The 26612-nt window shown below is 37.2% G+C and carries 25 protein-coding genes and 1 riboswitch; all 25 genes read right to left on the bottom strand.

Features of this window, described 5'->3' with window-relative positions:
- Window positions 1-2 precede the first annotated feature (2 nt).
- A complete protein-coding gene (gene der / locus KI343_RS05875) occupies window positions 3-1313 on the bottom strand; it encodes a ribosome biogenesis GTPase Der (protein WP_212925510.1) in 1311 nt (436 codons plus the stop codon).
- Window positions 1314-1671: 358 nt separating this feature from the next.
- The gene (locus KI343_RS05870; RefSeq protein ID WP_212925509.1) at window positions 1672-1857 is read right to left on the bottom strand and encodes a capping complex subunit for YIEGIA; all 186 of its coding nucleotides are present in this window, start codon (window positions 1855-1857) and stop codon (window positions 1672-1674) included.
- Window positions 1858-2754, bottom strand: coding sequence for a YIEGIA family protein (locus tag KI343_RS05865; RefSeq protein WP_212925508.1), 897 nt, complete (start codon window positions 2752-2754; stop codon window positions 1858-1860).
- Between the two features lie 247 nt (window positions 2755-3001).
- Complete coding sequence (rpsA, locus tag KI343_RS05860; RefSeq protein WP_212925507.1) at window positions 3002-4132, bottom strand: 30S ribosomal protein S1; 1131 nt, start codon at window positions 4130-4132, stop codon at window positions 3002-3004.
- Between the two features lie 116 nt (window positions 4133-4248).
- The gene (locus tag KI343_RS05855) at window positions 4249-4830 is read right to left on the bottom strand and encodes a lysophospholipid acyltransferase family protein (protein WP_212925506.1); all 582 of its coding nucleotides are present in this window, start codon (window positions 4828-4830) and stop codon (window positions 4249-4251) included.
- Between the two features lie 97 nt (window positions 4831-4927).
- Window positions 4928-5614 (bottom strand): (d)CMP kinase, encoded by a 687-nt coding sequence (gene cmk, locus KI343_RS05850; protein WP_212925505.1) that lies wholly within the window; start codon window positions 5612-5614, stop codon window positions 4928-4930.
- Window positions 5615-5809: 195 nt separating this feature from the next.
- A complete protein-coding gene (gene ypeB / locus KI343_RS05845; protein ID WP_212925504.1) occupies window positions 5810-7153 on the bottom strand; it encodes a germination protein YpeB in 1344 nt (447 codons plus the stop codon).
- A 16-nt stretch (window positions 7154-7169) separates the two neighbouring features.
- Window positions 7170-7922 carry a spore cortex-lytic enzyme gene (gene sleB, locus KI343_RS05840; protein WP_212925621.1) on the bottom strand — a complete coding sequence of 251 codons (753 nt, stop codon included), beginning with the start codon at window positions 7920-7922 and terminating at the stop codon, window positions 7170-7172.
- A 488-nt stretch (window positions 7923-8410) separates the two neighbouring features.
- Complete coding sequence (gene prsW / locus KI343_RS05835; RefSeq protein ID WP_212925503.1) at window positions 8411-9091, bottom strand: glutamic-type intramembrane protease PrsW; 681 nt, start codon at window positions 9089-9091, stop codon at window positions 8411-8413.
- A 34-nt stretch (window positions 9092-9125) separates the two neighbouring features.
- Window positions 9126-10091 carry an asparaginase gene (locus KI343_RS05830; protein WP_212925502.1) on the bottom strand — a complete coding sequence of 322 codons (966 nt, stop codon included), beginning with the start codon at window positions 10089-10091 and terminating at the stop codon, window positions 9126-9128.
- A gap of 400 nt (window positions 10092-10491) precedes the next feature.
- Window positions 10492-11466 carry a YpdA family putative bacillithiol disulfide reductase gene (locus KI343_RS05825; protein WP_212925501.1) on the bottom strand — a complete coding sequence of 325 codons (975 nt, stop codon included), beginning with the start codon at window positions 11464-11466 and terminating at the stop codon, window positions 10492-10494.
- Window positions 11467-11696: 230 nt separating this feature from the next.
- Window positions 11697-12977: a Glu/Leu/Phe/Val family dehydrogenase gene (locus KI343_RS05820; protein ID WP_212925500.1), complete on the bottom strand. Its 1281-nt coding sequence runs from the start codon at window positions 12975-12977 to the stop codon at window positions 11697-11699.
- A gap of 225 nt (window positions 12978-13202) precedes the next feature.
- A complete protein-coding gene (locus KI343_RS05815) occupies window positions 13203-13784 on the bottom strand; it encodes a genetic competence negative regulator (RefSeq protein ID WP_212925499.1) in 582 nt (193 codons plus the stop codon).
- A gap of 801 nt (window positions 13785-14585) precedes the next feature.
- Window positions 14586-14861: a hypothetical protein gene (locus KI343_RS05810; RefSeq protein ID WP_212925498.1), complete on the bottom strand. Its 276-nt coding sequence runs from the start codon at window positions 14859-14861 to the stop codon at window positions 14586-14588.
- A gap of 10 nt (window positions 14862-14871) precedes the next feature.
- On the bottom strand, window positions 14872-15438 hold the full coding sequence (locus tag KI343_RS05805; protein ID WP_212925497.1) for a CPBP family intramembrane glutamic endopeptidase: 567 nt from the start codon (window positions 15436-15438) through the stop codon (window positions 14872-14874).
- A 1-nt stretch (window position 15439) separates the two neighbouring features.
- On the bottom strand, window positions 15440-16972 hold the full coding sequence (locus KI343_RS05800; RefSeq protein ID WP_212925496.1) for a RecQ family ATP-dependent DNA helicase: 1533 nt from the start codon (window positions 16970-16972) through the stop codon (window positions 15440-15442).
- Between the two features lie 11 nt (window positions 16973-16983).
- A complete protein-coding gene (locus tag KI343_RS05795; protein WP_212925495.1) occupies window positions 16984-18024 on the bottom strand; it encodes a YpbB family protein in 1041 nt (346 codons plus the stop codon).
- A gap of 113 nt (window positions 18025-18137) precedes the next feature.
- Complete coding sequence (locus tag KI343_RS05790) at window positions 18138-18872, bottom strand: YkgJ family cysteine cluster protein (RefSeq protein ID WP_212925494.1); 735 nt, start codon at window positions 18870-18872, stop codon at window positions 18138-18140.
- A 255-nt stretch (window positions 18873-19127) separates the two neighbouring features.
- The gene (locus KI343_RS05785; protein ID WP_212925493.1) at window positions 19128-19637 is read right to left on the bottom strand and encodes an ECF transporter S component; all 510 of its coding nucleotides are present in this window, start codon (window positions 19635-19637) and stop codon (window positions 19128-19130) included.
- Between the two features lie 3 nt (window positions 19638-19640).
- Window positions 19641-20090 (bottom strand): DUF4430 domain-containing protein, encoded by a 450-nt coding sequence (locus KI343_RS05780; RefSeq protein ID WP_212925492.1) that lies wholly within the window; start codon window positions 20088-20090, stop codon window positions 19641-19643.
- Window positions 20091-20219: 129 nt separating this feature from the next.
- A riboswitch (cobalamin riboswitch) is annotated at window positions 20220-20384 on the bottom strand.
- A gap of 43 nt (window positions 20385-20427) precedes the next feature.
- Window positions 20428-22182, bottom strand: coding sequence for an ATP-binding protein (locus KI343_RS05775; protein WP_212925491.1), 1755 nt, complete (start codon window positions 22180-22182; stop codon window positions 20428-20430).
- Window positions 22182-22898 carry a response regulator transcription factor gene (locus tag KI343_RS05770; protein ID WP_212925490.1) on the bottom strand — a complete coding sequence of 239 codons (717 nt, stop codon included), beginning with the start codon at window positions 22896-22898 and terminating at the stop codon, window positions 22182-22184. Before KI343_RS05770 ends, KI343_RS05775 begins: the two co-directional genes overlap by 1 nt.
- A 215-nt stretch (window positions 22899-23113) precedes the next feature.
- On the bottom strand, window positions 23114-24304 hold the full coding sequence (ccsB, locus tag KI343_RS05765; RefSeq protein WP_212925489.1) for a c-type cytochrome biogenesis protein CcsB: 1191 nt from the start codon (window positions 24302-24304) through the stop codon (window positions 23114-23116).
- Window positions 24305-24359: 55 nt separating this feature from the next.
- Window positions 24360-26000, bottom strand: coding sequence for a cytochrome c biogenesis protein ResB (resB, locus tag KI343_RS05760; protein WP_212925488.1), 1641 nt, complete (start codon window positions 25998-26000; stop codon window positions 24360-24362).
- A 25-nt stretch (window positions 26001-26025) separates the two neighbouring features.
- Window positions 26026-26604 carry a thiol-disulfide oxidoreductase ResA gene (gene resA, locus KI343_RS05755; protein ID WP_212925487.1) on the bottom strand — a complete coding sequence of 193 codons (579 nt, stop codon included), beginning with the start codon at window positions 26602-26604 and terminating at the stop codon, window positions 26026-26028.
- Window positions 26605-26612 lie beyond the last annotated feature (8 nt).

The following is a 26612-nucleotide window of genomic DNA, read 5'->3' as shown; positions in this document are numbered from 1 at the left end:
CTTTATTGTCTGCGTCGTGCGAATAATTTTATAGGAGTTCCTGCAAAATCGAATGCATCTCTAATTTTATTTTCTAAGAATCTTTCATAAGAGAAATGCATTAGTTCTGGATCATTAACAAAAACTACAAAACTTGGCGGCTTAACAGCTACCTGCGTTGCATATAAAACTTTCAACCTTCTCCCCTTTAAGGTTGGTGTAGGATTCATTGCTATCGCATCCATAATAACGTCGTTAAGGACATTGGTTGGAATGCGTTTAGCATGATTTTCACTAGCTAATTTAACCATTGGAATCAACGTGTGCAGTCGTTTTTTTGTTTTAGCAGACAAGAATACAATAGGTGCGTAATCTAAATATTGAAAATGTGCTCGAATATTCTTTTCGAAGTCTTTCATTGCTTTCTCATCACTATCCACCGTATCCCACTTATTCACAACGATAACGATTGCTCGTCCTGCATCATGCGCATAGCCCGCAATTCGTTTATCTTGCTCTCTGATGCCTGTTTCTGCATCAATCAATACTAAGACAACATCAGAGCGTTCTATTGCCCGTAATGCCCTTAAAACACTGTATTTCTCTGTGCTCTCGTAAACTTTCCCGCGTTTGCGCATTCCAGCTGTATCAATGATGACAAAATCCTGACCATCTTTATGCAATTTTGTATCAATGGCGTCCCTTGTCGTACCCTCTATTTCACTTACAATCACACGGTCTTCATTTAATAAAGCATTAACCAAGGAAGATTTCCCAACATTTGGGCGGCCGATTAAACTAAAATATACCGTATCCTCATCTTTGTCATCCTCTTCATTATTTGGAAAATGATGAACAACTTCATCCAGCATATCTCCGAGTCCAAGACCGTGTGTACCGGAAATAGGAAATGGCTGCCCGAACCCTAATGCATAAAATTCATAAATCATTTGATGCATATCTGGATTATCCATTTTATTAACCGCTAAGACAACAGGCTTATTTGATTTAAATAACAGCTTGGCTACTTCTTCATCTGCTGCAGTAATACCTTCTCTTCCATTTAACATGAAAACAATCACGTCTGCTTCATTAATGGCAATCTCAGCTTGCTGCCTCATTTGATTCAATAATGGCTCATCCACCATCTCAATACCGCCAGTATCTATTAAATTAAATGTTTGGTTTAACCATTCAGCTTGTGCATAAATTCGATCGCGGGTAACACCAGGTGTATCCTCCACTATCGAGATTCTTTCTCCAACTAATCGATTAAAGATGGTTGATTTTCCAACATTTGGTCTACCAACAATCGCTACTACAGATTTCCTCACGTAAGGAACATCCTCTCTTTTTCAAAATTCCTTCTAATAGAGGATGTTCAAAAAGTCACGTAAAAACGACACATCGAGTAAAAGATTTTCTACTAAAACCGACAACCTCATGCGGCCAGAAAACACCCCAGCCCAAGAGAAGCCTGCTGTTGTAAACCCGCACAGCTTCTCCTCAAGGAAACCACAGTCTCAGTTACAAGAGACCTTAGCTGACGAGCCCTTTTTACCAACCTTTTGAACACTCACTTATATATCAGTAGGTTAAACGGATGCAGTAAATATGATTGTTTAAAAAAATCCGACTGCACCTCTGTCTTATTCTAGCAAAAGAAGGAAATTTGCACAACGAAATATATGGCTAGTGTTTTACAATAATATAGACTTCATCACTTAAACGATGTGCAATCCCGTCCAAAATAGCTTCTAGGTTTGCGGAAAAAAAATCTAGTTCTTTTTGTGATTCGCAGATAAAAATTGGTGCCCCGCCAGCAACCTGCTCTTTTTGGGTAGTGATCACTGCCAAAATCGATTTTTCAACAACCATTTATTTTTTTCCTCCCTTAATAAACTTTGCTTCCTTAGGCATTCGGATCGCATTTTCTAAGACTGGAACAGACCCAATCACTTTTTTTGCCAGCTCGACGTCTCGTATAAGCGGTAATATGAAAACACCTAACCTGCCATCATCTAAATCTCTTTTAATCAAAGGTGTTAATGCAGGTGTTCCGGAGTCTTTAAAGATTCCCAATGTAACGGAAACATCATGTAAAATTGCTTGCCTTTGCCCTAAATTACTAATTGTCGGTATAACATTTAAATTTTTGGGTTTTAAAATAAATCCTATTCCATATTTCGCAATCTCTTCTTGTCTTTCTTCCAGACCAATATTCATGATATAGATATTATCCACATACAACCCTGCACCATCAAAAGATATCTCTGATTCCTCTATTTCAACAATGTCTTTTAACGTGGAACCGCTCATAAAGCTAAGTGCCGCAACGATTGACAGCACTCCAACAACAAGCGATGGAAACCATCCCCATGTAACGTAAGCCAGCGTTGTTAAAAAGGCTGTAAACATGACAAGATAATTCCTTCCCTCAAAGGAAACCGCAATCCCTTCAATATAGGTGCTTCCTCTCGATACCAATTCATATTGATCGAGTTCTGTTAATGTATTTCTCTCCATATTCCGTACATCTCTAAATTGCGTTGCAGCAATTGTTAAGAAGGTTACCGCCGTGAATTCAAGTTCCAGTAAAGCAGGAATGGCCAATGCGCCAAGTGATGCTGCAATAAATCCTAACGATAAATGAATAATTCGACCATGCAGATAAGTAGGATATTGTCTATAATCACTCCGTAATGTAATTAATCTGGCTAACGTCCCAGCAATAACCCCAAATAAAATTGCATTTATATATGAATCAATTCCCATACATTCCACCTCTTTCTTATGAGTTAGTATGGCTCTGTTTAACAAGAATATAATTAAACGCAAAAAAAGTTCATCATCAAAATCTATGGTTGTTAAACTGAGACTTTTAAACGGCGCTCCTGAACAATGCTGCGCTAGTGAAGTTTCCAATTATATTTTATCCACTACTATCAGCAGACTAAAAAAGCTGTACACATTTAATTAGTGCACAGCTTTTTTCTCGTCCATATAGAATTTTACTTAAGGCTTATTTGTACTTATCTAGTTTATCACCAATAACATCACCAAGCTGGAAACCAGGATGATCATCGGACTTTTCATATTGCTTATAATCTTTTTGCTCTTGGTCCTGCTCTAATTCTTTGATGCTAAGAGAGATACGCTGCTCTTCTTCATTAACATCTAATACTTTTACCGTAACAGTTTGTCCAATTTCAAGCACCTCTTGTGGTGTTCCAATATGGCGGTTAGCGATTTGAGAAATATGAACAAGGCCTTCAACGCCAGGCAGTAACTCAACAAAAGCTCCAAAGTTGACTAAGCGTTTGACAACTCCTTCTACCGTTGACCCTGGTTTGATTTTTGCGCTCACTTCTGCCCAAGGCCCAGGTAAAGTATTTTTATGAGATAAAGAGATACGCTCGCTATCTAAATCTACAGAAATAACTTCTACTTTAATTTTATCTCCCTCGGAAACAACATCTGAAGCCTTTTCAACATGCTCATGAGCTAATTGTGAAATATGAACAAGTCCATCGACTCCTCCTAAATCAACAAATACACCGAAATTAGTAATCCGTTGTACAACCCCTTCAATAACATCACCAGGATTTAGAGATTGCAGCACTTTTTCTTTTCTTTCCTTTTCTTCATCTTCTACAATAGCACGATGAGATAAGATGACACGATTTTGAGATCGGTCAAGATCAGTAATTCTCACTTCTAAAGTGCGACCTAAATAATCACTGAAATCTTCTACATAATACGTTTCAACTAAAGATGCGGGAATAAAACCGCGCACTCCTACATCCACAACAAGTCCGCCTTTAACAACTTCCTTAACCGTTGTTTCAAAAGCTTCTCCTTGTTCGTATTTTCTCTCTAGTTCTTCCCAGGACTGTTCTGCATCTACCGCTTTTTTCGATAATACAACTTCATCGTCATCGATTTTCTTTACTTTTAATGTAACTTCTTCCCCTTCTGTTAACACGTCAGTTGTGGATTCTACATGAAGCGTGGAAAGTTCACTTATCGGCAAAATTCCTTCTGTTTTATATCCGATATCAACAAGAACTTGTTTTTCTTCCAGTTTTACAACTGTACCTGTTACCGTTGCACCAACCTCTAATACAGGAAGATCTTTATTTTCTTCAGTCATATCCTTAGCCTCCTAGTTACAGTTCACCTATTCAAATCATCGAATAGAAAAAAAGATTATTCATATGTTCTACTTATAACTTCTAATAATTAGTTTTATTTGTCAAGTAAAGTCAATTAATTTTTATGAATTTCATATAAATTTCTGATTTCTTGCATAATTCCCTCTGACATTTCTTTTGCAGAAGCTTTGTTTTTTCGAAATGATTCTACGTCCATAGGTTCTCCATAAATAACTTTCGTACGATGAAATAGTTTATAATCACTAATAATAACGCATGGGACAACTTCTGCTTGTGACCTAAGTGCGAAAAAACCAACTCCAGGCAAAGCATCTCCAGGTTTACCATCCTTACTTCTTGTCCCTTCAGGAAATAGGCCGAGTGTTTCTCCTTCTTTTAAAATTGCCAAGCCACTCCTTAAAGCATTTCGATCAGCCAATCCTCTTTTCACAGGAAAAGCATGTACTCTTCTTAAGATGCCACCCAAAAGTTTTCCGGTAAACAGCTCTTCTTTTGCCATAAAATGAATCGTTCGAGATGCGGTAATACCTACAACAGGGGGATCAAGGTTAGAAGTATGGTTCGAACAAATAATCACTGGACCTTTTTTTGGTATATGCTGTTTGCCAACCACTTTAATTCGATAAATGGGATAAAAAAGAATGCTTATAATAAATTTTGCTATTTTGTATAACACGGGATACACCTCCTATTTTCTTAACACTTACTACAGCAAATAGGAAAGTTTATACTTCCTATTTGCTGTAGTGCAGCAGAGGTATTCGCCTAAAGATTTAGCGAATACCAGGTTTTCCAATAAATGGTTGGCATATCTCGAGAATTCTCTCTACAACATCGTCTATAGATAGCGAGGTAGTATCTAATTCAATGGCATCTTCTGCTTTTAGCAAGGGAGATGCCTCACGCGTAGAATCAAGTTCATCTCGTCTAGCTATTTCTTTCTCTAGTGTATGTAAATCAGCAGGTATGCCTTTTTGTTTATTTTCCTCATAACGACGTTTTGCCCGTTCTGCTACAGAAGCAATAAGGAATATTTTAACGTCTGCATTCGGCAAAACATGGGAACCTATATCCCGGCCGTCCATCACAACACTATTGTCCTTTGCAAGATCTTGCTGGCTAGATACCATATCTTTTCGTACCAATGGGTGTTTCGCAATAACAGAAACAGATGAGGTAACATCAGGATATCGAATTACTTCGGTTACATCCTTATCATTAATAAATACACGCTGGCCTTCTTCACCCTGAACAAGCTGAATATTAATCTTATTTAAAATATCCATAACTGCTTTTTCATCTTCAAGATCAATCTTCTCTTGAAGCGCTTGATAGGTAAGCGCTCGATACATTGCTCCTGTATCAATATAAATAATCCCTAACTTTTTCGCAATCTGCTTTGCAACTGTACTCTTTCCAGCTGCAGCCGGCCCGTCAATTGCAATTGAAATACTCTCCATTTTCTTCACTCCTGCCATTAAAAAGCTTGGCTATTGCCAAGCAAGTTCATTACTACATCATCATAACATATTCTGAATTTATTTATCACGTTGCAAGCTCTTTAAAGGACGTTTCAAAAAAATTGCCTTCGAAAATTAGTTGATAATCTTTTTTCGAAGGCAGTTTTATGATATCACATTAATAGAAATTTCGTTTTAGATAACAGCATCGTAATTAATTTCCGCATCTGTCATCTTCTCAACTCTTTCTTCTTCTCCTGTTTCTGCGTTAATAAATATCCGGTAAGTTGCATCATCCATTGTTCCTAAAAATTCATAGGTGAGAATTTCCTCTCCCTGATTGTTTTCTATAACCGCAAGATGATTTTCTTGAATAGTGACGTTTGGATTTACTGCGTCCCGGGCTTCTTCTTCTGAAACAGCGGGTTCTGGAATATCACGATCGACATGATTTTTAAAGTAATTATTTGCTGTCAGTCCTGTAACATCTCCGTTATCTAAAGCTACTTTCACCTCAACAGCATCAGAGAAAACGCGAACGCCATTATCTTCGTAAAGAAAAGAGTATACGCCGATCTGGTCATATTCACTGCTTTGAAATAGTTGCATTTCATCAAACCCAAGCTCGGAAAGATAGTCGGCTGCAATTTCATAACCTTCATTCAGGCTTAGCTGCTTTTCGTTTACATCTCTGGAAACAAGCAAGTGAAGTGGATGACCGCCTTTAACAGTTAAATCTACATAGCCCCGCACCCCATTCTCCTCATACGAAATACTATACATTGGTGTTACTGCTCCATCACCAGATTTTGTAATTGACCAATCTGTTTCGCTTTCTTTGCCAAAAATTTTAGCTGCTTCCTTTATTGCTGCCTCTTCTGTTAATTCATCACCAGGCAAGTTTTTATAAGAATGTTCCTTTGTATCTGTACTAATCGTCGTATTTTCAGTAGACCCTTTTGCATAGTTATCGAAAGAATCTTCCACAGTTTGGAAGCTATTAACAATCTCATTATCTTTTTGACTATCCGTATTTAATAGGGCCTGTTCTACATCCATCCATTTCAAATCATTGTTTAAAGCAACATGCTGTGCTTCCCGAAGCTCATCTCTTATTTCTCCAGATTGCCGGTAGAATTCTTGTAATTGCTCTGTTTCTTCATCTGTTAATGGATCATCATCTAAGTTGCGGATAGCAGTTTGATAAGTGAAATCACCTAACTCTGCAAGAAATTGCTCTGTTTTATGAATTGGTAATAACCCCATCGGCAATTCTCCTGCATTCGCATGTGCATTGGAACTGACTCGCCAAATATCAACAAATTGTGGTGATAATTTTTCCGGCGAATCCATTGCTAAGGAGGTTGCTATCTGGTCATTTAATACATCCATATGATAAGTGAGCTCATGGAAAGATCGCTGATATTCATTCTCTGCTTGGACATATAAATCATTTTTTTGTTTATTTGTCTGATAGCCCCAAATAGATACAGAAATGAGAGCTACGGTAAGTAATCCGATTGTTATCCAACGATACATTAATTTTCACACCTTTCTAACTACAAAATATATGTTTTCCAATGGTTTTAATCTGTGGCCTTGTCCAAATCCAACCTGAAGTTGCGGTATCCGGATTGAAATAATAAAGTGCATTACCAGAGGGATCCCAGCCATTTATAGCATCGAGCACGGCTTCTCTTGCTTTCTCGTTTGGCTCCAGCCATATCTGTCCATCCGCTACCGCTGTAAACGCCCTCGGTTCAAAAATTACGCCAGACAATGTATCTGGAAATAGCGGACTATTTAATCGATTGAGGATAACTGCAGCTACGGCTACTTGTCCTTCGTAGGGCTCTCCCCTCGCTTCTCCATATACTGCATTTGCCATCAGCTGAATATCATTATTAGAATACCCTTGTGGAACATTTACAGATCCAGTTGGCGTACTTTCTCTTTCATTTCCTCCAGATGGAGTAGCTTGGGTACCATTCATTTCTTGCTTCACCTTTTGCTCATCATATTCTGTTGCTTTTGTTAATTTATCTTTCGTTGATTGGCCTGCTAAACCATCAATCTCCATTCCAAATTCATATTGGAAGTTTCGTAAAGCCCAATAAGTTCCCCAGCCAAACACACCATCAATTTTGCCGTTATAAAAACCAATATGTTTTAATCTAGCTTGTAACTCAATGACATCTTCTCCAACTGCCCCTTGTTGAATAACTTGATTACTAAATGCATCTGCCTGTTCCGGTTTTGCGAAAACAAATGTAGCCAGGAGTATAAAGAATGTTAAGCTATAAATCATAGGCTTTTGTTGTCGGTTCATATTTATGCCTCCATTTTCTTCTGTTTTACCTTTTTTAACAACAGCCTCCCTCTATCCAATTTAGGAAACAGGTTAAAGATTGGTAATATAGAAATTTTTATCACGGATAACCGTCCGTAAATATCCTGCCTTAAAGGAAACTTGGCAAACCAGAGCTTTAAAGGCGCCCTAATTGGGCTACAGCTCCTCACCCTAATAAAACTGTTGAACATGCTTATTTTTTGTGCATTTATACCTTCTTGAAGGCAGTAAAAAACAAGACTAAAGCAGGAGATAACGGACGAAAATTCCTGATTAACTTTACTCACAGTCCACGGGAGAAGAGCAAAGACTCCCGCAGATTGAAGTTTCGTTTTATCTAAGCCTATTTTTTGTGCAATTCTTCTTTTTATGCATCCACATTTAAAATCAAATAAACTAGCTCTTTATAAATGGTAACTTTAAACAAAAAAACTAACGAACAGATTTTATTCGTTAGTTTTTTTGTTTATTTTATTAGGTAGGAATCGAATATCATACATTCTAGCATGCTTTAACCGATAAATAGCAAAAATCCATACGCATGCTAAGAATATTGATAAAGTAATGATAAATTGATTCAGCCCAAGTAATATGTAGTTGTATATGCCATGCAATAATACCGGCAGAACAAATGCCATCGTTGAATATCTGCGTTTGTATTTAGCATACATTTTTGCTTTGCCTAAGTAATAACCCATAATTATTCCAAAAAGGGCATGAGAGGAAACGGGATAAAGGGCACGCATCCAGGCAAATTCAATTCCATTTGATAATAAATAGAATACATTTTCTAAAGAGGCAAACCCTAAACTAATTGCACTAGCATACACAATTCCATCATAATGGTTATCAAATTCCTCATGTTGATAAATTAAAAACATAAACATAAACCATTTAAAAAACTCTTCTAAAAATGCACTAAAGAGAAATGCTTCCATGATAATGGGGACATGGTTCATTTCTGTATGAATACCATACTGAATAAACATTATAGGCAGAACAATTAAAGCGCCTGTAACAAACATGCGGGCTATTAACCAAAGCGGTTCTGTAATGCGATCACGTAAATAAATAAAAGTCATAAAAGCTACAGCAGGGGCAATACCAGCAGATAGAGCAGCTACCATGGATTCTTACTCCTCTTCTCTATTCGATTAAAAATTACATATCAAATAAGTGTTCTAGTTCTACATCACTTGCCAGACCGACAAGAAGCTTAATTCTTGCTTTTTTACTATCGTAATCTCTTCCTAAGAGGACACCATTCTCCATGAGGTCATAGGTGCTTCCTTCATAATCATAGGTGGGGTAAACCTCCCCTTCCACTGCGGAAGTCGTTATCACTACAGTAATCCCTTTCCTAATACATTCCTTGATAGCTGGCATCATTGCTCGTGATACTTGCCCTCTTCCAACTCCTTCAAGAACCAGACCTTTAACCCCGCTATCAATCGCTGCCTGTATATATTTCCCATCTGCATCCATATATACCTTTATAATATCTACTGTTGGTAAATCCCTTTTTAACTCTAAATATTCTCGATAAATAGGTTTTTGAAATACGCGTACAGTATCATTATCGATGATACCTAAATAACCATAACCAAATGCATTAAAACCTTGAATGTTGGAGGCATGCTCCTTCCGTACATAGCGAGAATGGAAAATACGTTCATTGAACACTACCGTAACGCCAATATCCCTTAATTCTTCACTACAAGCTGCAAGTACAGCGTTTTTTATGTTGATGTAAGAATCCGTACCTACTTCCTTAGGGGAACGCTGTGATCCGGTAAATACAACAGGGATTTTATAATTTGAAATTAAATGCATGAAATAGGAAGCTTCTTCTAACGTGTCTGTCCCTTGTGTAATAACAACACCATCAAAAGCTTCTTTCCTTAAATAGTTATCCAATTTCTCCTTTATCTTTATTAAATCAGAGAAGTTTAAATGGATACTTGCTTTTTGAAAAAGGGAATCTACTTTGACTTGAATATCCGTTGGAATAGCACATTTTTCAATGATTTCTTCCCCAGATAATACACCAGAGGCTAATTTACCGCTTTTCTCATTCTTATCACTTGCAATCGTTCCTCCCGTTGCTATTAACAAGACTTTTTTCATCATATTACCTTCTTTTTTTGGCTCTGCACCAGAAACGATGGTTACAATCTAGGTATGATTTATACGAGCGAGCACAAATGCCCGCTGGCGTTACGATCCTATCCAATATCAACCATCGATTTTGATGTTGCCCTTTTTTATTATTAAATTATTAATGATGTTTGCTCTCTTTAAATATGTATCTTTTACTTCGTGGAAGTGAAAATCCTTCCGCGAAGAAAAGACTTTATTCATTAAGATACTATCTTTTGGTAAGATCGCTCTGTTGAAGTAAAAGCACATTATAAATTTTTGGCTCCACCAAGGAGCCTCCGCGTTTTTCCTGCGCTGGTTAAGGCTACTAAGAAATTTATACGAACTTTTTAATCTAAGCCTTGAATTTGGTGTTGACTCTAAATTTTTAATGAGAAAATATTGCTTTGGCAATCTGCTCACCATGAAAGCGACCATTTTCAATAAATACTTTATTATTATCATATCCAGCTGCTACAACCCCTGCGATGTACAAGTTTTTCACATTGGTTTCCATCGTGGATGCATCATGGACAGGCTTGCCATTTTCTAAATTAATCTCTACACCAGCTTGTCTTAATAACCGATAATCTGGCCGGTAACCTGTCATCGCAAATACAAAATCATTTTCAATAGTGAACGTTTCCCCATTCTTTTGATAAGTGAGATGGGTATCGGTGATTTCTTTCACACTAGCTTCAAAAATCATGTCCACTTTGCCATTTCGAACAAGCGATTCAAATTCAGGTAAAATCCAAGGTTTAATGCTCTTCGAATATTTATCTCCCCGGTAGATAATCGTTACATGCGCTCCTGCTTTGTGTAGCTCAATCGTCGCATCTACAGAGGAATTTTTACCACCGATTACAGCGACTTTCTGATTAAAGTACTCATGTGCTTCTTTAAAATAATGCATTACTTTTGGTAATGATTCTCCAGGGACATCTAAATAATTCGGTTGATCATAATAACCTGTCGCCATAATCACTTTGTTGGCACGGTAATTATTTTCTTCCCCGTTCCTTTTGAGCGTTTTTAAGAAAAAGCTCTCTCCATCTTTTTCGAGAGATACTAATTTCTCAAAAGCATTCACACGAAGTTTATTTCGTTCGGCAACCTCTCTGTAATAAACCATCGCTTGATTTCGTACTGGTTTTTTATTTTCGGAAATAAACGGAACCCCGCCTATTTCTAAACGGTCACTTGAACTAAAGAATGTTTGATGTGTTGGAAAGTTGCTAATCGTTTGTGCTACATTTCCTTTTTCAATTAAAAGCGGGTTCTCACCCTTTTTTTGAAGCTCTAAAGCACATGCCATTCCACACGGTCCAGCTCCAATAATAATAATATTTTCGTTTAACATTTTAACCCTTCCTTCATTTACCTCTAGGAAAACCATATTCACGTACCTTTTAGTGAATCGGTTATACTTCGTATGTTAAAGTTTTACTACGTTGACCGCACTGTAAAACAAATAAATTTCATTGATTATCTTACAATGAACCATCCGACATAGCAAATTCAAAAGATGGTTCTTCTCAAACAAATAAAAAACTCTTAGCTTGGAAGAGTTTTTTATTTGTTTCTTTTAAATTATACCCAGCCTCTAAAGCGAGAGGCTTCTGCCATTTTCCGTACACCTACCATATAGGCAGCCAATCGCATATCAATTTTCCTTGTTTTTGACACATTGTATATATTATTGAAAGATTTTATCATAATTTCATGCAACCGTCTGTCGATTTCTTCTTCGCTCCAATAGAAACCTTGATTATTTTGAACCCATTCAAAATAAGAAACAGTAACTCCGCCGGCAGATGCTAGAACATCTGGCACGATAAGCACATCCTTATCAGTAAGAATTTTGGTTGCTTCCATTGTTGTTGGACCATTTGCTGCCTCTACAATAATGGATGCTTTAATATTATGCGCATTATCTCTGGTGATTTGATTTTCAACCGCCGCTGGTACGATGATATCGCAATCAAGCTCAAATAACTCTTTATTCGTAATGGTATTATCAAATAGTTTCGTTACCGTGCCAAAACTATCCCTGCGGTCAAGCAAGTAATCGATATCTAAACCGTTCGGATCATGGAGGGCTCCATACGCATCTGAGATTGCGACAACTTTCGCACCTGCATCATGCAAAAATTTGGAAAGAAAACTTCCTGCGTTTCCGAAGCCTTGAATAACAACCCTTGCTCCGTTGATGTCGATTCCTTTCTTTTTCGCTGCCTCATTTAAAGCAATCGTCACCCCTTTAGCTGTTGCTGATTCTCTGCCATGCGAACCGCCAAGAACGATTGGTTTTCCAGTTATAAAGCCAGGATTATTTAATTTATCAATTTTACTATATTCATCCATCATCCATGCCATGATCTGTGAATTCGTAAATACATCTGGAGCAGGGATATCTTTTGTCGGACCAACAATTTGGCTTACAGCTCTTACATATCCTCTGCTTAGAGCTTCCAATTCTTTAAAGGACATTTCCCTCGGATCACAGATTATTCCGCCTTTTGCTCCCCCATAAGGCAAATCTACAATACCAGCTTTTAAGCTCATCCAGATTGAAAGTGCTTTCACTTCTGTTTCTGTAACATCTGGATGAAACCGGATACCACCTTTTGTTGGACCGATAGCATCATTATGCTGTGCCCTATAGCCGGTGAAAACTTTAACATGCCCATCATCCATGCGAACTGGTATACGAACAGTAAGCATTCGTAAAGGTTCTTTTAATAATTCAAATACTTCTTCAGGGTAACCAAGTTTATTTAATGCGGTTTCCACAATAGATAAAGTTGAATTTAAAACGTCTGTATTCTCTTGATTTTCTTTGGAAGCATCTCCTGCTTTATCGGCTACCATTAATATTTACCCCCTACTATATATATCAATGTTTGACTCACTCAAGGTTTAGTATACACTTTCCTGATGAATATGCAATAAAAGAGACAACATCCTTTCTTCTAACTTTCCGGTAAGAGAACAATAGATTGCGAGTTCCCATTTCCAGCCTGACAGTTCATAATTTCTTCTAAATCTTAAAGAGAAATTATGAACTTTAAAGCCAGATTATTTCCGAGAGTTTTACTACGAAGCAAAATATTGATTAATCTTAGAAATAGCATCTCCGTTAAAAACAGCTTTACCATATTCCTTTATACGGTGCGAAGTTAATATACTTGGGTGTGCAAATTCTGACATGACAGCAATAATGTTTTCCTTATGTCTGGCTGTATGCAAGTAAGGATCCAATAGCATAAAGTAACGATTTTCCATGTAATACACACTGGATGCTTTAATATTCATATTTGATAAGTATCCTGCCACAGCAATGACCTCTTCAAAATCATCAAACGAAAAGATTAGCTCTTTGCTTTCATCCAGTGTTACTTTCATCTCAATGTATTCATTATCTAACTCTATATCCTCATATTGATGTGTCACAAAAATATGCATTCCTTGGGCCTGCATGAGGTGTACCTGTACAAGCAACATACCTTCAAACTCCATATCTAGCTCACTGCTTGCTTCATACATCATATCACTAAACAGAGTACGAACATTAGATGCATCATGCCATAAGTCCTCTCGGGTAAACCCTCTTTCTATCAGATCATCGAACGTAAGAAAAATTTTAAACTGATCTGTTGAAATTCGTTCGATTCGCATACTGCATCCCCCTTTTAGTCTTATCTTTCGTAACAAGTATTTATATACTATATGCACTTTTTTCAAATGATGAACATAACCTGCTTGTATCGTTTTAAAAATAGGTCTTAAGAAGAAAAAACAGCATATAATTTGGTACATTTTTTCTATTAGAGGAAGTTCAAAAAGTCCGGTAAAAATGACACTGCGGAAAAGGAACTTCTACTAAAACCGCCCACGTCATGTGGGCAACGTAGAAGTCACCACCTCCTGTGGAAGCTCGTTAGCTTGCTTTTCCGTTGGGACTGGGACTGCGGTTACTCGTCCCATCAAAGAGCTTTTGCGATTACTCGCCCATCAAAAGCGCTACTCACGTATTAAAAGCAGACGTTCCGTTACCGGGAGCTGCGCCGCCTCGAACTTTCGACGCACAGGACGTGCTAGTGTCGGCGTTGCAACAGGACGTTGCGACCTTAGCCGACTTGGTCCTTTTTATCCTCCTTTTTGAATACACATTATTATAGGTTGTTCAAAAATTCTAACAAAAAGGGTCCATCACTGGAAAGCATTCAACTAACCTCCACAGGCGGGAAATTCGCTGGCGGTGCCCCGCACTGCCTTAAAGTTTCAATCCGCAGCTCTTGATCCAGGCAGGACTATCGCATTATCCCGCGCATCTCTAAGACTTTAACCGACTCCTCTGTTAGGCAACCTCTATTATATTTCAGAGGTAATTATTATATGCTTGTACACTAATTATAACATTTTATGGACACATTAAACCATTTGATGCTTGTCTGGAAGATGACCACGCTTCGTCCCTTAAACAAACCAAATTATCAAGCCGGCTAAAGCAAGAAGCAAGACAACCATAAAAATAAACCGTAGTAAGGACAGATTTATTTTAAATCGCATTTTACTTGTATCTTTATGTACTTCATTTCTCGGCGGCAAATTCAATATATCAATTTCTGGAGATGAATCATCCTTTTGCTTATCTTCTTCTGAACTAGCTAGCTCTGATTCTTCATTATTTTTCGTCACATCTTGAATAGCTTGTCTCAATTCTTCTGCTTGGTCATTTTGTTTGATATTCAATGCCAACACCTCATTTCTTTAACCGTATAACTAACCCAAGTATAAAGTCAACAAAAAAATGCATTATTATTGGAACAAATAAATTACCTGTGTATTGATACAGCCAGCCCAAATAAAAACTAATAAATAGGACAATAAATAATAATAATGGCTTCTTTAAATATCTAACATGAACAACTGCAAAAATAATACTTGCTACGATATACCCAAATGTTGTTTGGATAACACCTCTAAATAACAACTCTTCACAAATGGCCACGACAAACGTAAATACGAATATAAAACTTATTGGCTGATCACGAAACACCGCCTCATTAATCCCACCATCATCCCAGTACCTTTTTGGAGTTATCCGAATAAGAACAAGTTCAATAACAACGATTAGAACACCAGATAATCCTCCATAAATCAGTATTTCTGAAATATCCCACTCAAAAAGAAGGAACCATTCAAAAAACGAGTCGAAGAACAAAAAGCTTAATATGATTGTTAAAAGCAAAATGAAACCTTGTGAGAAAAACAACTGAAATCTTAATTCTCTCTTAGACATTTGCTTTATCAACACGTGCTGCTTCATCTTATCCCTCTTCAATATTTAGGATTTTTTGAAGTTTGTTGCGCCAATTCATCAGAGAAAGAGATTCTACCGTGTTGAGAGACGATTCAGGTAACCAATCACTCCAATGAAAACCACAATTGCTACAGCATTGGCCATCTGGTTTTTGAAAGCCGTTTTGAAAAGATTGATAAAGGGATTGCCTAAAACAATCGTCTGATCGAATCCATTGATACAGTTCGTTTAGTTTATCGTTTTTGTATATTTTCCGCTCCTCGAGGTTTTGGATAATTTTCACTCTCACTGACTTCCATTTCTGTTCATCCAATAACCATACATTGTCACGGACCAGTTCATATTTTTGCAATTGTCTTAGAATAAATCGCCCTGCTCCTTCATTAATATCAATTAACATATGCAGCTGTTCTGGTGATGGTAAATCGATTTGATTATTTTGATAGGTTAAAATGGTTCGGGTTAAACGGTCAATATCCTCTATTGTCGGCAACTCATTTTTAACCATATTTGTTGATAATCTAAAATCCCCTTTATGGTAAAGGATGACTCCGACACTTGAATTCCCGTCTCTGCCAGCTCTACCTACTTCTTGAATATACGATTCAATCTGGAGTGGAAGATGGTAGTGAATGACTAATCGAATATCCGGTTTATTGATTCCCATTCCAAACGCGCTTGTACAACAAATAATATCAATTTGATTATTCATAAACTGCTGTTGAATTCTTAATCGCTCCGAGGCTTCCATTCCGCCATGGTAATAAGCGATATTCATGTTAGGATGTTTTGCACGCAGCCATAAAGCTACTTCTTCAGAAGACTGCCTGCTTGTAAAATAGATTAACGTTGGAACCAAATAAGATTTTGTTATTTCCTCAATACGTTCTAGTTTCTGTTGATCATTTTCAACTTCTTCTACACAAAAAGCGATATTTTTTCGATCCATCGGATAAATATGCTTTTTCATATTTGGTTTATTTAAACTTTGAATAATATCCGTTTGCACGTCAGGTGTTGCAGTAGCACTCAGCGCCAATACAGGCGGATGATTTAGCTCTGCAATAACTTCATGCAGCCGTTGATAGTCTGGACGAAACTCATGTCCCCATTGCGATATACAATGTGCTTCATCCACTACAAACAGTTTAACCTGCAATCGCTTCAAATAGTTTTGATGGTTCTTTTTCTGAAGCCACTCCGGGGATACATAAATAAGTCGATATAAATCTAGATGATTTAACGCTCTTTGTTGTTCATGAAAAGGCATAAAGCTATTTAAGGCAATTACTTCTTTGAAAGAAGCAGCCTTTAACTCCTTCACTTGATCAATCATTAATGAAATCAACGGAGAAACAACGATCGTTACGCCATCCAGTAATTTAGCAGGCAGCTGATAGCAAATTGACTTACCAGACCCTGTTGGCAATACCCCAAGTACATCTTCTCCACGTAAAACATCTGAAATGATTTCCTCTTGTCCGATCCGAAAAGCATCATAATTAAAATGGTGATGCAATGCGTCTTTTAGATGAATCATGCTCGCCCTCCTTATCGATTATATAAAACCAGCGCTAAGCGAATTTGAAAGTAACTAATAGCAGGATTTATATTATTTTTAATTTCTTTAAGCCGATATGTTTGTTTTCGATCCACTACTTCTTTAATTTCTTCATAAATCGTTGAGTCTATATAATCAAAAAAAGGAAAATTTACCTCATGCATAGCAATCTCCACTAAATGATCCTGTATCGTATTCAATTTCAGCTGACGAATTCGCATCATTTCCTCCAAAGAGTGATTCTTTTTCAGTAGGCAGAGTGTGGATTGTGCTGTTCGGCTCAAAGGCGTATGCGCTGCATGCAGGCCTTTGGTAAATAGGTGCAGCATCGGATAATTCCTGCCATCTTCATCCTGTAGCTTTAACAAATGATAAAACACTTTTTGAATGCTTAAAAAACAATCTGGAATAGCCAGCTGATAATCTTGTGATAGTTGCTGTAAACTGCTTCCATAAGAATGGAAACTTGTTATGCGGTCCACAAACATCGAAGCTTCTTGATCGGTTAGATAAGATAAGGCATTTTCTAATTCTTTATAAATTTGTTTCAACGCATCAGATGGCTGTTGCTTATATTTTCTATAACAACTTTTAACAAATTGTTCGATTTCATATTGATCCGTAATCGGAATGAAACGATACTCATTTTGAGTTGTATTCGTCAGAGTCTGAATAAAAAGTAATAATCGTTGTTTAAACGGTTCTATCATCTTTGCGTATTCTGAACCATAAAAACCATTTAAATATCCTCTATGAGATGCTAGCCACGTTTTTCCTTTTTTCGTTATTTGCAGCTTTTTTTCACTATCCTCAACGAAATAGTCTTCTTCAACTAATTGTCTCACCTGTTTATTATAATCCTCTTTGGCTAAGGAAGGATAAATTCCGTAATAATTAGCAGTTTGATAAAACCTGGCATCTTGTATGGTTTGGATTGCTTTTTTTCCAATTAATAGATTATAAACACTTGCGGGTGTACGTTCTTTATTAATTTTTTGAAAACAATCCATAAGAATTCCTTGGAAAAGCATCCTAACACCACCGTTCGTACTTAAACATTTATATAAACTAACTTTTTATATTCGATGACAACTTCCACCATCGATTTTGGTGTTGACCCCCGAATCAGGAGCTTAAATTCACCTTAACGAACAGCCTCTTTCATCCAGTTTATTAATAAATCTTCTTGATACAAGTCCCCTGGATAATCTACATTCTCTATTTTTTCATTTTCATATAGATACTGTAATAACTCATTCATTGCTCCCATGTATTCTTGATACAAGAACTCATAACTAATCGTTTCCTTTGGCATAACATTCTCTGCGCATACCTTAGGATCTGTATAATTTACATACGTCCTGCACGGTAAAGGCCGTATTTCATAGATGGTACAAGCGTTTGTTTCCAAGTTTAAAAATGGACAGGGCAGATTAGCTTTTTTATACGTATATTTCGCATCTGGATCCGTAGCAATGTCTAAATCATGTAGATCATTAATCTTATCTTGATAGGTTTGATAATAATTTAAAAGATGGTTTTCTATAAAACTTTTTCGGTTCTCAGGCATTTTGCCGATTGCATCTTTTATAAGCCTTGCCTCCATTTTATTTGTAACAATGGGAAAATAACAGCAAAATGCACAGCCCATCTGACAAGTCGGCTGTAATCTCGCTGTAGTCTCCATATCGCCTATTTCTTTATTAACTGCTTGTAGTAATCGCTCAAATGCTTTCGCAATTTTTTCATCAGCAGACATTTCTTCATTATCTATTATACAATCAACAATTTCATCAAAGCGTTCTTGATTGATTTCATATTTGGTATTAATTTCTTGGCATTTCACCAGAATTTCATCATAACTCATAAATTCAGACATTGTTAAACTCCTATTTCATATGTGAAGAATAAAATCTTTCACAGAGTAATGCTTTTTTATTTCATAAAGAAAGTATATCACGAATAGACATTTGTTTATAGATTTTCATTTTATAAATAATAAGGTGAATTCGGGTAACTAAAGTTTTCTAGCTAATGTAGTGTTTATACCTAGTGGAAGATTCCGCAAATGCTTCTCTAAAACTTTGCGTTTCCCAAAATGCAAAAAGCTGCCGATTAAAAATCGACAGCTTTTTCATTGTTTCATTCGGAATCTATTTTTTGCATACCTTTGAAATAAAAAATGAAGTAATGGATATAAAAGTACAATAAACACGCCGTTACCAACTGCATGTGCAGTGTCAAAAGGAAGTCCTGCCAAATAATAAGGCCAGAAATGTCCAGTAACTTGATACGTTGTTAACGAAATAATAAATCCATAAAAATAGCCGCTAACTACAGAAAAAAGAACAAGGAAGCCTAATGGCACCTTTTTCCAACCAATTCCTATCATACCTGCAGCTAAACCAATGATACACCATGAAATAATTTGCCAAACAGTCCAGATTCCCATACCAAGTAACATATTCGAAAGGAAAACTACTAGAACCGCTAAAATAACAGATGATACAGGTCCCAGAAAAATACCCGTTAAAATGACAATGGCTGTTACAGGTTGTACATTGGGGATGAACTGAAATGCATACCTGCCGACTACAGCTAAGGCTGCAAGCAATGCAAGTAATGTTAGTTTATATGTGTTCATTTTTTATTCCACTGACTGTAAATCAAATACGACTTCTTCGCCGCCATTTAGCTCGTACTCTCCTGCACCAACAGGCGCAGACTCACCGTCTACAGTATACATCCAATACTTACCTTCGTCTTCATCATCTGAGACACGTTCAATAGATGTAATGAACCCATTATCTTCTTCTACATAAAAGGTATCTTTCAATACGTCTAAAAGGATAGCTCCCTCTTCCACCTCAACGACTTCTTCTGTGACATTTTCTGTACCATTGTCAATTGTTACAGTTAGACGAACTTCATTATCCGCAAGTTCCTCATCTGCACCGCTCGATTCGTTCGTACTCACTGTCGTATTGGAATTTGCATCTTCTTCGGGTGAATTTTGTTCTGTATTGCTGTTGCCACAACCTGCAAGAAGAGCAATAGCGAATAACATCACACCAAAGTACTTTAACCACTTTCTCATTTCCCCATCTCCTCTCATCCTAATTCCATACATTCTTATCCCGTAGAGAAAACCTGTCTTAACAACAGGCAGAAATGGGCAAAATATCCCTGATTATCTCGTCCAATCCAGCTACTTGACCTCGAAGTATGGAATCTGAGGCTAATGGCAGGTTTACTGGCTCAAGGTTCTTCCTACTTTAAGCCCTTCCCATACAGTATTGTACAGTGGATCGCTTATTTCGTACCTTTTACAGTTGCGAGGACAGCTTCAGATTTTCACTGAATTCCCTTCTCCATTAACCTTATTCATATTAGATATTTTATATACGTTATTATATTAACATATCCATCCTTTTTTAGGAATGCTTCATAGGTATTTCAAAACTAAATGTTGTACCAATATCTAATTTACTTTTCACTCGAATTTTCCCATGATGAGCTTCAATAATATTCCTAGCAATAGCGAGTCCCAAGCCAGTTCCCTGTTTCTCTTTTTTCACTCTCGACTTATCAGCCTTGTAAAAACGCTCAAATACGAATGGCAAATCTTCTTCTGGTATACCACTGCCGTCATCTTGAACTTCTACATGGAAAGAATCTGCGTTACTTTTCGCATAGACCTGTACTTTGCCGTTTTTTACAGAATGGCGCAGCGCGTTATCAATTAAATTTGTTAGAACTTGTTCAATTCGATCCGAATCCATTTCGCAAATTTGTTCATGAATATCTAGATCCAGTGAAAGCTCTACTTCATTTTCTTGGGCAAGTCCCTGGAACTTATGAACAACCCGCTCCACAAAGGCCTGAACAGCAACAGAATCGACATGTAATTGAATTTGGCCAGCTTCCATTCTTGCTAAATCAAGCAGTTCATTTACAAGTCTGCCCATCCGTAAAGATTCTTCATAAATGATTTTAGCCAGTTCATTCTTCTCTTCTTTTGTTTCTGCAATATTATCGACAATCGCTTCACTATACCCTTGAAGCATGGAAATAGGTGTCCGTAATTCATGAGAAACATTCGCTATAAAATCTTTTCGCAATTTGTCCAACCTGCGCTCTTCCGTCATATCACGGATAACAGCAACACAGCCGCGGACATAGGATTCATCATATAGAGGAGTCACCAGCATCACATAGTTTCTTCCTTGTACAATGGATTCCTTTAATACAGCTTTTTCTTCGTTAATTACTTCATTTAGAGCATCCTTTAGTTTACCCGGGAGCTGTTTTTCTTTATTATCCTCTTTATTATGCTCGTAATTCCAATTATCTAAGTAAGCCTTAGCTGGCGGATTCATTACGATAATTTCTCCATCTCTACTAAGCGTAAATACGCCGTCCGCCATAGAGCTTACAATACTGGATAACTGCTCTTTTTCCTGTCTTAGAGCCTGAATGTGATAATTTAATTGGTTCCCCATACGGTTAAATTCAATTGCTAGATCTCCAATTTCATCACGGGTTAAAACAGGTACTTTTGTATGAAATTCTCCACGGGTTAAGTTATAAGCTGCCTCACGCATTTTCATTAATGGCGCGGTGATGCGGGAGGATAGGAAGACAGCAAAGAATGTTGTTAACAAAATAGCAATTCCAGCACTTAACAAAATAAGTTTTGTTGTCTGATCTCTCGTTTCATTAATCATATCCAATGATTTGAAAACAAACACTGCTCCTCCATTCTCTAAAGGGGCACCTACCGAAATAATTTCATTGTTATCAGCTATGAACCCATTTGAAGTTTTGATAGCTGCTCGGTTAATTAAGTTCTGCCCCTCTTCATCATGAAGCAGCCATGGTTCATCAATAAAACCTAAACCAGCATCATCGGTTTCAGAAATCCACTGCTTATCGTTTGCATAGTAAATTACAATTCGGCTAGACGGATCTCTTAACATCTCCGTCGCATCCTCAATAAAAGAAACATCATAATCCGAATCAACCAATGATGAAATTTTATTAGCCATTTGTGTCATGTCATTTTCAGCCTCTTGTATATGATACGTTTCAAAAAACTGCATTAAAAAGAAAGTTAACACACTCAAGACAAACGATACTAATAATAAGATGGTTAATGACAGTTTTCCAACGACACTTTTCCAAAACATTAGTCTTGCTCAACCTCAAATTTATAGCCGATTCCCCATACTGTCACAATCATTTTAGCTGCTTGCGGTGAGACAGAATTTAATTTTTCACGTAATCGCTTCACATGCGTATCTACTGTGCGGAGATCGCCAAAAAATTCATATTGCCATACTTCTTTTAATAATTGCTCCCGATTGAATACTTTGTCCGGTGAACTAGCTAAGAAACAAAGCAGTTCGTATTCTTTTGGTGTCAAACTGACTTCTTGGTTATCTGCCGTGACGCGATGACCATCATGATCAATAGTTAAATGCGGGAATACCAATAAATTTTTGGCAGTAGTATAGGATTGCTGATAATTTATGTTAGAAACTCTTCGTAAGATGGCTTTCACACGCAGTACAGCTTCTCTAGGACTAAATGGTTTGACGATATAATCATCCGCTCCTACTTCAAATCCTTGAACACGATTCGATTCCTCTCCTTTTGCTGTTAACATAATGACTGGAGTGTCTTTTTCTTTTTTCAGTTCTTCACAAACTTCGATCCCATCCATCTCTGGCATCATAATATCTAGGATGATGGCGCTGTAATTATTTTGTAGAGCCATCTCTAAGGCTGTTTTTCCATCAGCAGCTTCATCAATTTCAAAGTCTTCTTTTTCTAAATACATTTTTATTAAACGACGGATTCTTTCTTCATCATCTACTACTAATAATTTCTGAGCTTCACTCATTCCAATTCACTCCTCATTTCAACTCTAATTAGCATTATAAACGAACCTATTGGAAAAGTTAAGGAATTAAGAGTATCCTCTCTTTTCTAGACCATCTGTGGGTAATAAAAGGCTTTATTAGACTGTCCACATAGAAAAAAAGAACTGCTATCAACGGTTTGATAACAATTCTCTTTTTCAACGCATCTTTCATCTGTCTCTTCTAGCAAATCTCCTTAGGCATAGGAGTGTAAGCTTGCTAGTACTAGATTTACTACAATTAGATTGAACATAATTATCGCAAACCCTATAACTGCTAACCAACCAGATTTTTCTCCATGCCAACCTCTCGAAAGTCGTAAATGAAGAAATGCTGCATAGAAGAACCAAGTAATTAATGCCCAAACTTCTTTTGGATCCCATCCCCAGAATCTGCCCCAAGCAATTTGTGCCCAAATTGCAGCGAAGATTAATCCACCTAACGTGAAGACAGGAAAACCAATTGCAACGGAACGATACATAATTTCATCAAGCATGTCCGGTTTGACACCCTTTAAAAGCGGCTGCAATCTTTCACCAATCCGCCTGCGTGAAATTAATAAGGCAAGACCATAAATGAGGCTTCCCCCAAAGAAGGACCAGATCACTGTATTTAACTTTCTGCCAGCCTCATCACCATGCATCCAGGCTGGTGCTTCAAACCAGGATTTCATTACGTTTTCAGACAATAGTGTACTGTCTTTCGGCGCTGCAATAGGCGGTAAATGATACTCTGCTATGACAAGCTGGCCATCTCTCTCCACTTCAAAAGTAGCTTCATAGGAAAGCACGTTAAAAATAGTTGTAACAGCAATAAAACCAATAAATAAAAAGATGCAATAAATAACAAGCTCAAGCATTACATTTCGCCAGGAAAGCTTGGTTTGATCAATTTGACGAATTAAATACATTAGTCCAGCAACAAAACTGATAAACAATATCCCTTGCCCTAATGCTACCGTCGTCACGTGAATGGACAGCCAATAGTTTTGCAAGGATGCCTGCAGCGGTACGACATCTGTTGAGAACATACTTGCATAAGCAATAATAATTGTTGCTAATGGTAATGCAAATACTCCTAAAAATGCATTTTTATAGTAGATGTAAATAATAATAAATGCAAAAATCATTGACATTCCTAAGAAAGTAGTAAACTCAAAAAGATTACTTACAGGAGCATGTCCTGTTATGACCCATCTTGTAATAAAGTAAACTAGTTGGGAAACAAAGCCTATTATGGTGATAACTAAGCCAATCGTCCCTGTTTTGGTTTGCTTATTACGTTCACTTTTATTTTGACGGATTGCCCCGCCAAAGAAAAATGTTGCAAGCAAATACAGAATAAACGCAGTTAACAGCGCGTTACTGCTAATACTATATAAATCCATTTACTTACCTCCCACCATTTATTCCAGTTCCATTCTCTTATACAGACACTTCTTCCTATTCATCTAACTCTTGTTGATCTCTAGCCATTGACACATTTGTACCTTCAATCGCTTTTTCAATATCACGTTTGATCCCGTACCAGTTTTTATTCGTATGGGCTGCTAAGAGAAGAGAGCCATCTTTATCTCTATTAATCCACACTCGGCGGTGCTGCCAATACATTCCTTGGATAACCCCGATCATGAATATCGTTGCTCCTAAAATAAAAAATGGAAGCGTCCGGTCAGAACTAATCGCAATCCCGCTTACATCACGGAATTCCACATCTTCAATAGCTACTTTATATTCATTTTCCCCAGTAGCATCAATGTTCTTACCAATTCCAAGAAAGCTGACTTCGCCCTCATCGGAGTCCGGAGGGTATACCGTTACAACAAAAGCTGGATTTCTAGGGTGATCTGTTTCAGAAGCAGGGTTTCCGTTTTCCGTCATAATATAATCGGGGTAATAATTTGTTAACTCCACCCGGAAACCACTATCTAATTCATAAACAGACTCTGGATTGGTCAAATCAATTGTAAAATTGCCCAGAGATTCTTCTTTTTCATCATCCGTCTCATGAATTTTAAAGCTCATATTTTTAAACTCATTTAACTGATAACCTTGCTGATAGAGCGTGTACTTATCAAACTTTGCTGGATTATTCATTTGAATAGAATAGGTCAATATTGGTTCCAGTTCTGGCTCCGCACCTACGACATCTGCATTCTTTGCTTCATAAATAACAACGTCCGTTTGATAATTAACTGGAATCTCCTCTTCTAAGGAAGCTTCCTGAAAACGTTCATCATTTGCATTTTGTGTTTCCAATATAAAATCCTTATTCTCTATGTAATATTTATTATTCGTGCCGGGAATCACTCTCTGTTCTCCTTCACGAACCCACATATAATCTTCAGAGAACATGATCGGCGTTGACCGCAAAATAGCGGCAATTAAAATAATAATGAGACCTATATGGTTTACGTAAGGGCCCCAACGAGAAAAACGTCCTTTTTCTGCTAGAACATGTCCATCTTCTTCTGTAATTTTATATCTTGATTTCTTCAGATTTTTAACGAGCTTGTCTATATCAGCATCGTCCACGTTGGATGATTCACTATACAAACGTTGTTTAGATAAAAACTTCTTATGTTTTTTCGGTTTTTGGTTTCGAAGCGCTCTAAAAAGTGGTATAAATCGATCTAAACTGCAAATAACCAATGATACCCCAATTAAAGCAATTAAAATGATAAACCATAAAGAACTATACATATGATGAAAACCTAGTTGATAATATATCAATCCGAAAATACCGTAACGATCTTCATAAAAGATAGCCGGATCTCTTGATACCGCATCCTGTGGTATAAACTGCTCTTGCGGAAAAATGGTCCCAAATATAGAAGCAACTAACGTAAGGACGATAAGCCAAACGCCAACTTTTACAGATGAGAAAAATCCCCAAATTTTATCGATTAATGATTTTTTAAACGTTTGTGAACGCCGAGCGCTTCCATCATATCGCATGTTTAGCAGTTTCTTATCGTCATTGCCATCGATATGCTGGTTCTCTTCAACCGGCTTTCCGCATGCCTCACATAATACGGTGCCTTCCGGATTGATATGTCCGCATTCGCACTTAATTTTATTCATTGTCTTCCTCCATTCTCATGGATGATCATGATGCATCAGGTGTAATTGCATCCAAGTGTCCTTCTAATTTATCTAATGTCAGCGCGCCTTGAACAATTTCTTCTATCGTCCCATCCGGATTAATAAAGAATGTTGTTGGCATCGGTTTAATTCGATATAAATCTCTGACATTGCCATTTGTATCATGAGGAATTGCAAAGGTCAAACCATATTCTTCGATAAAATTATCGACTACTAATTCCGTGCTATCTAGACTGATGGCAACGATTTCGACTCCTTTCTCCTTATACGCTGGGTATAGCTCCTGCATATATGGCATTTCTTGTTTGCATGGTCCGCACCACGTAGCCCAAAAGTTCAGCATGACGCCTTTTCCTTTGAAATCACTAAGTTGGGTCATTTCTGCATCAACACCATCATTTATTTGACTTAGTCTAAAATCCGGAGCTGTATCACCAGCGCGATATATTATTTCTTCATCTTTTGAATTAGAAAAGAGTGCAAATATAACAGCAGCAATCAGGATGGCTAAGATAGAAGAACGAAAAATAAAACGATTACGTTTCTTTTTCTGTTTATTTATTTTCTTTTCTTCTTTTTCCAACAGTATTC

The organism is Oceanobacillus sp. J11TS1, from assembly GCF_018333215.1.
Lineage (GTDB): Bacteria > Bacillota > Bacilli > Bacillales > Amphibacillaceae > Oceanobacillus.
This window is presented reverse-complemented; position numbering and strand designations above follow the sequence as displayed.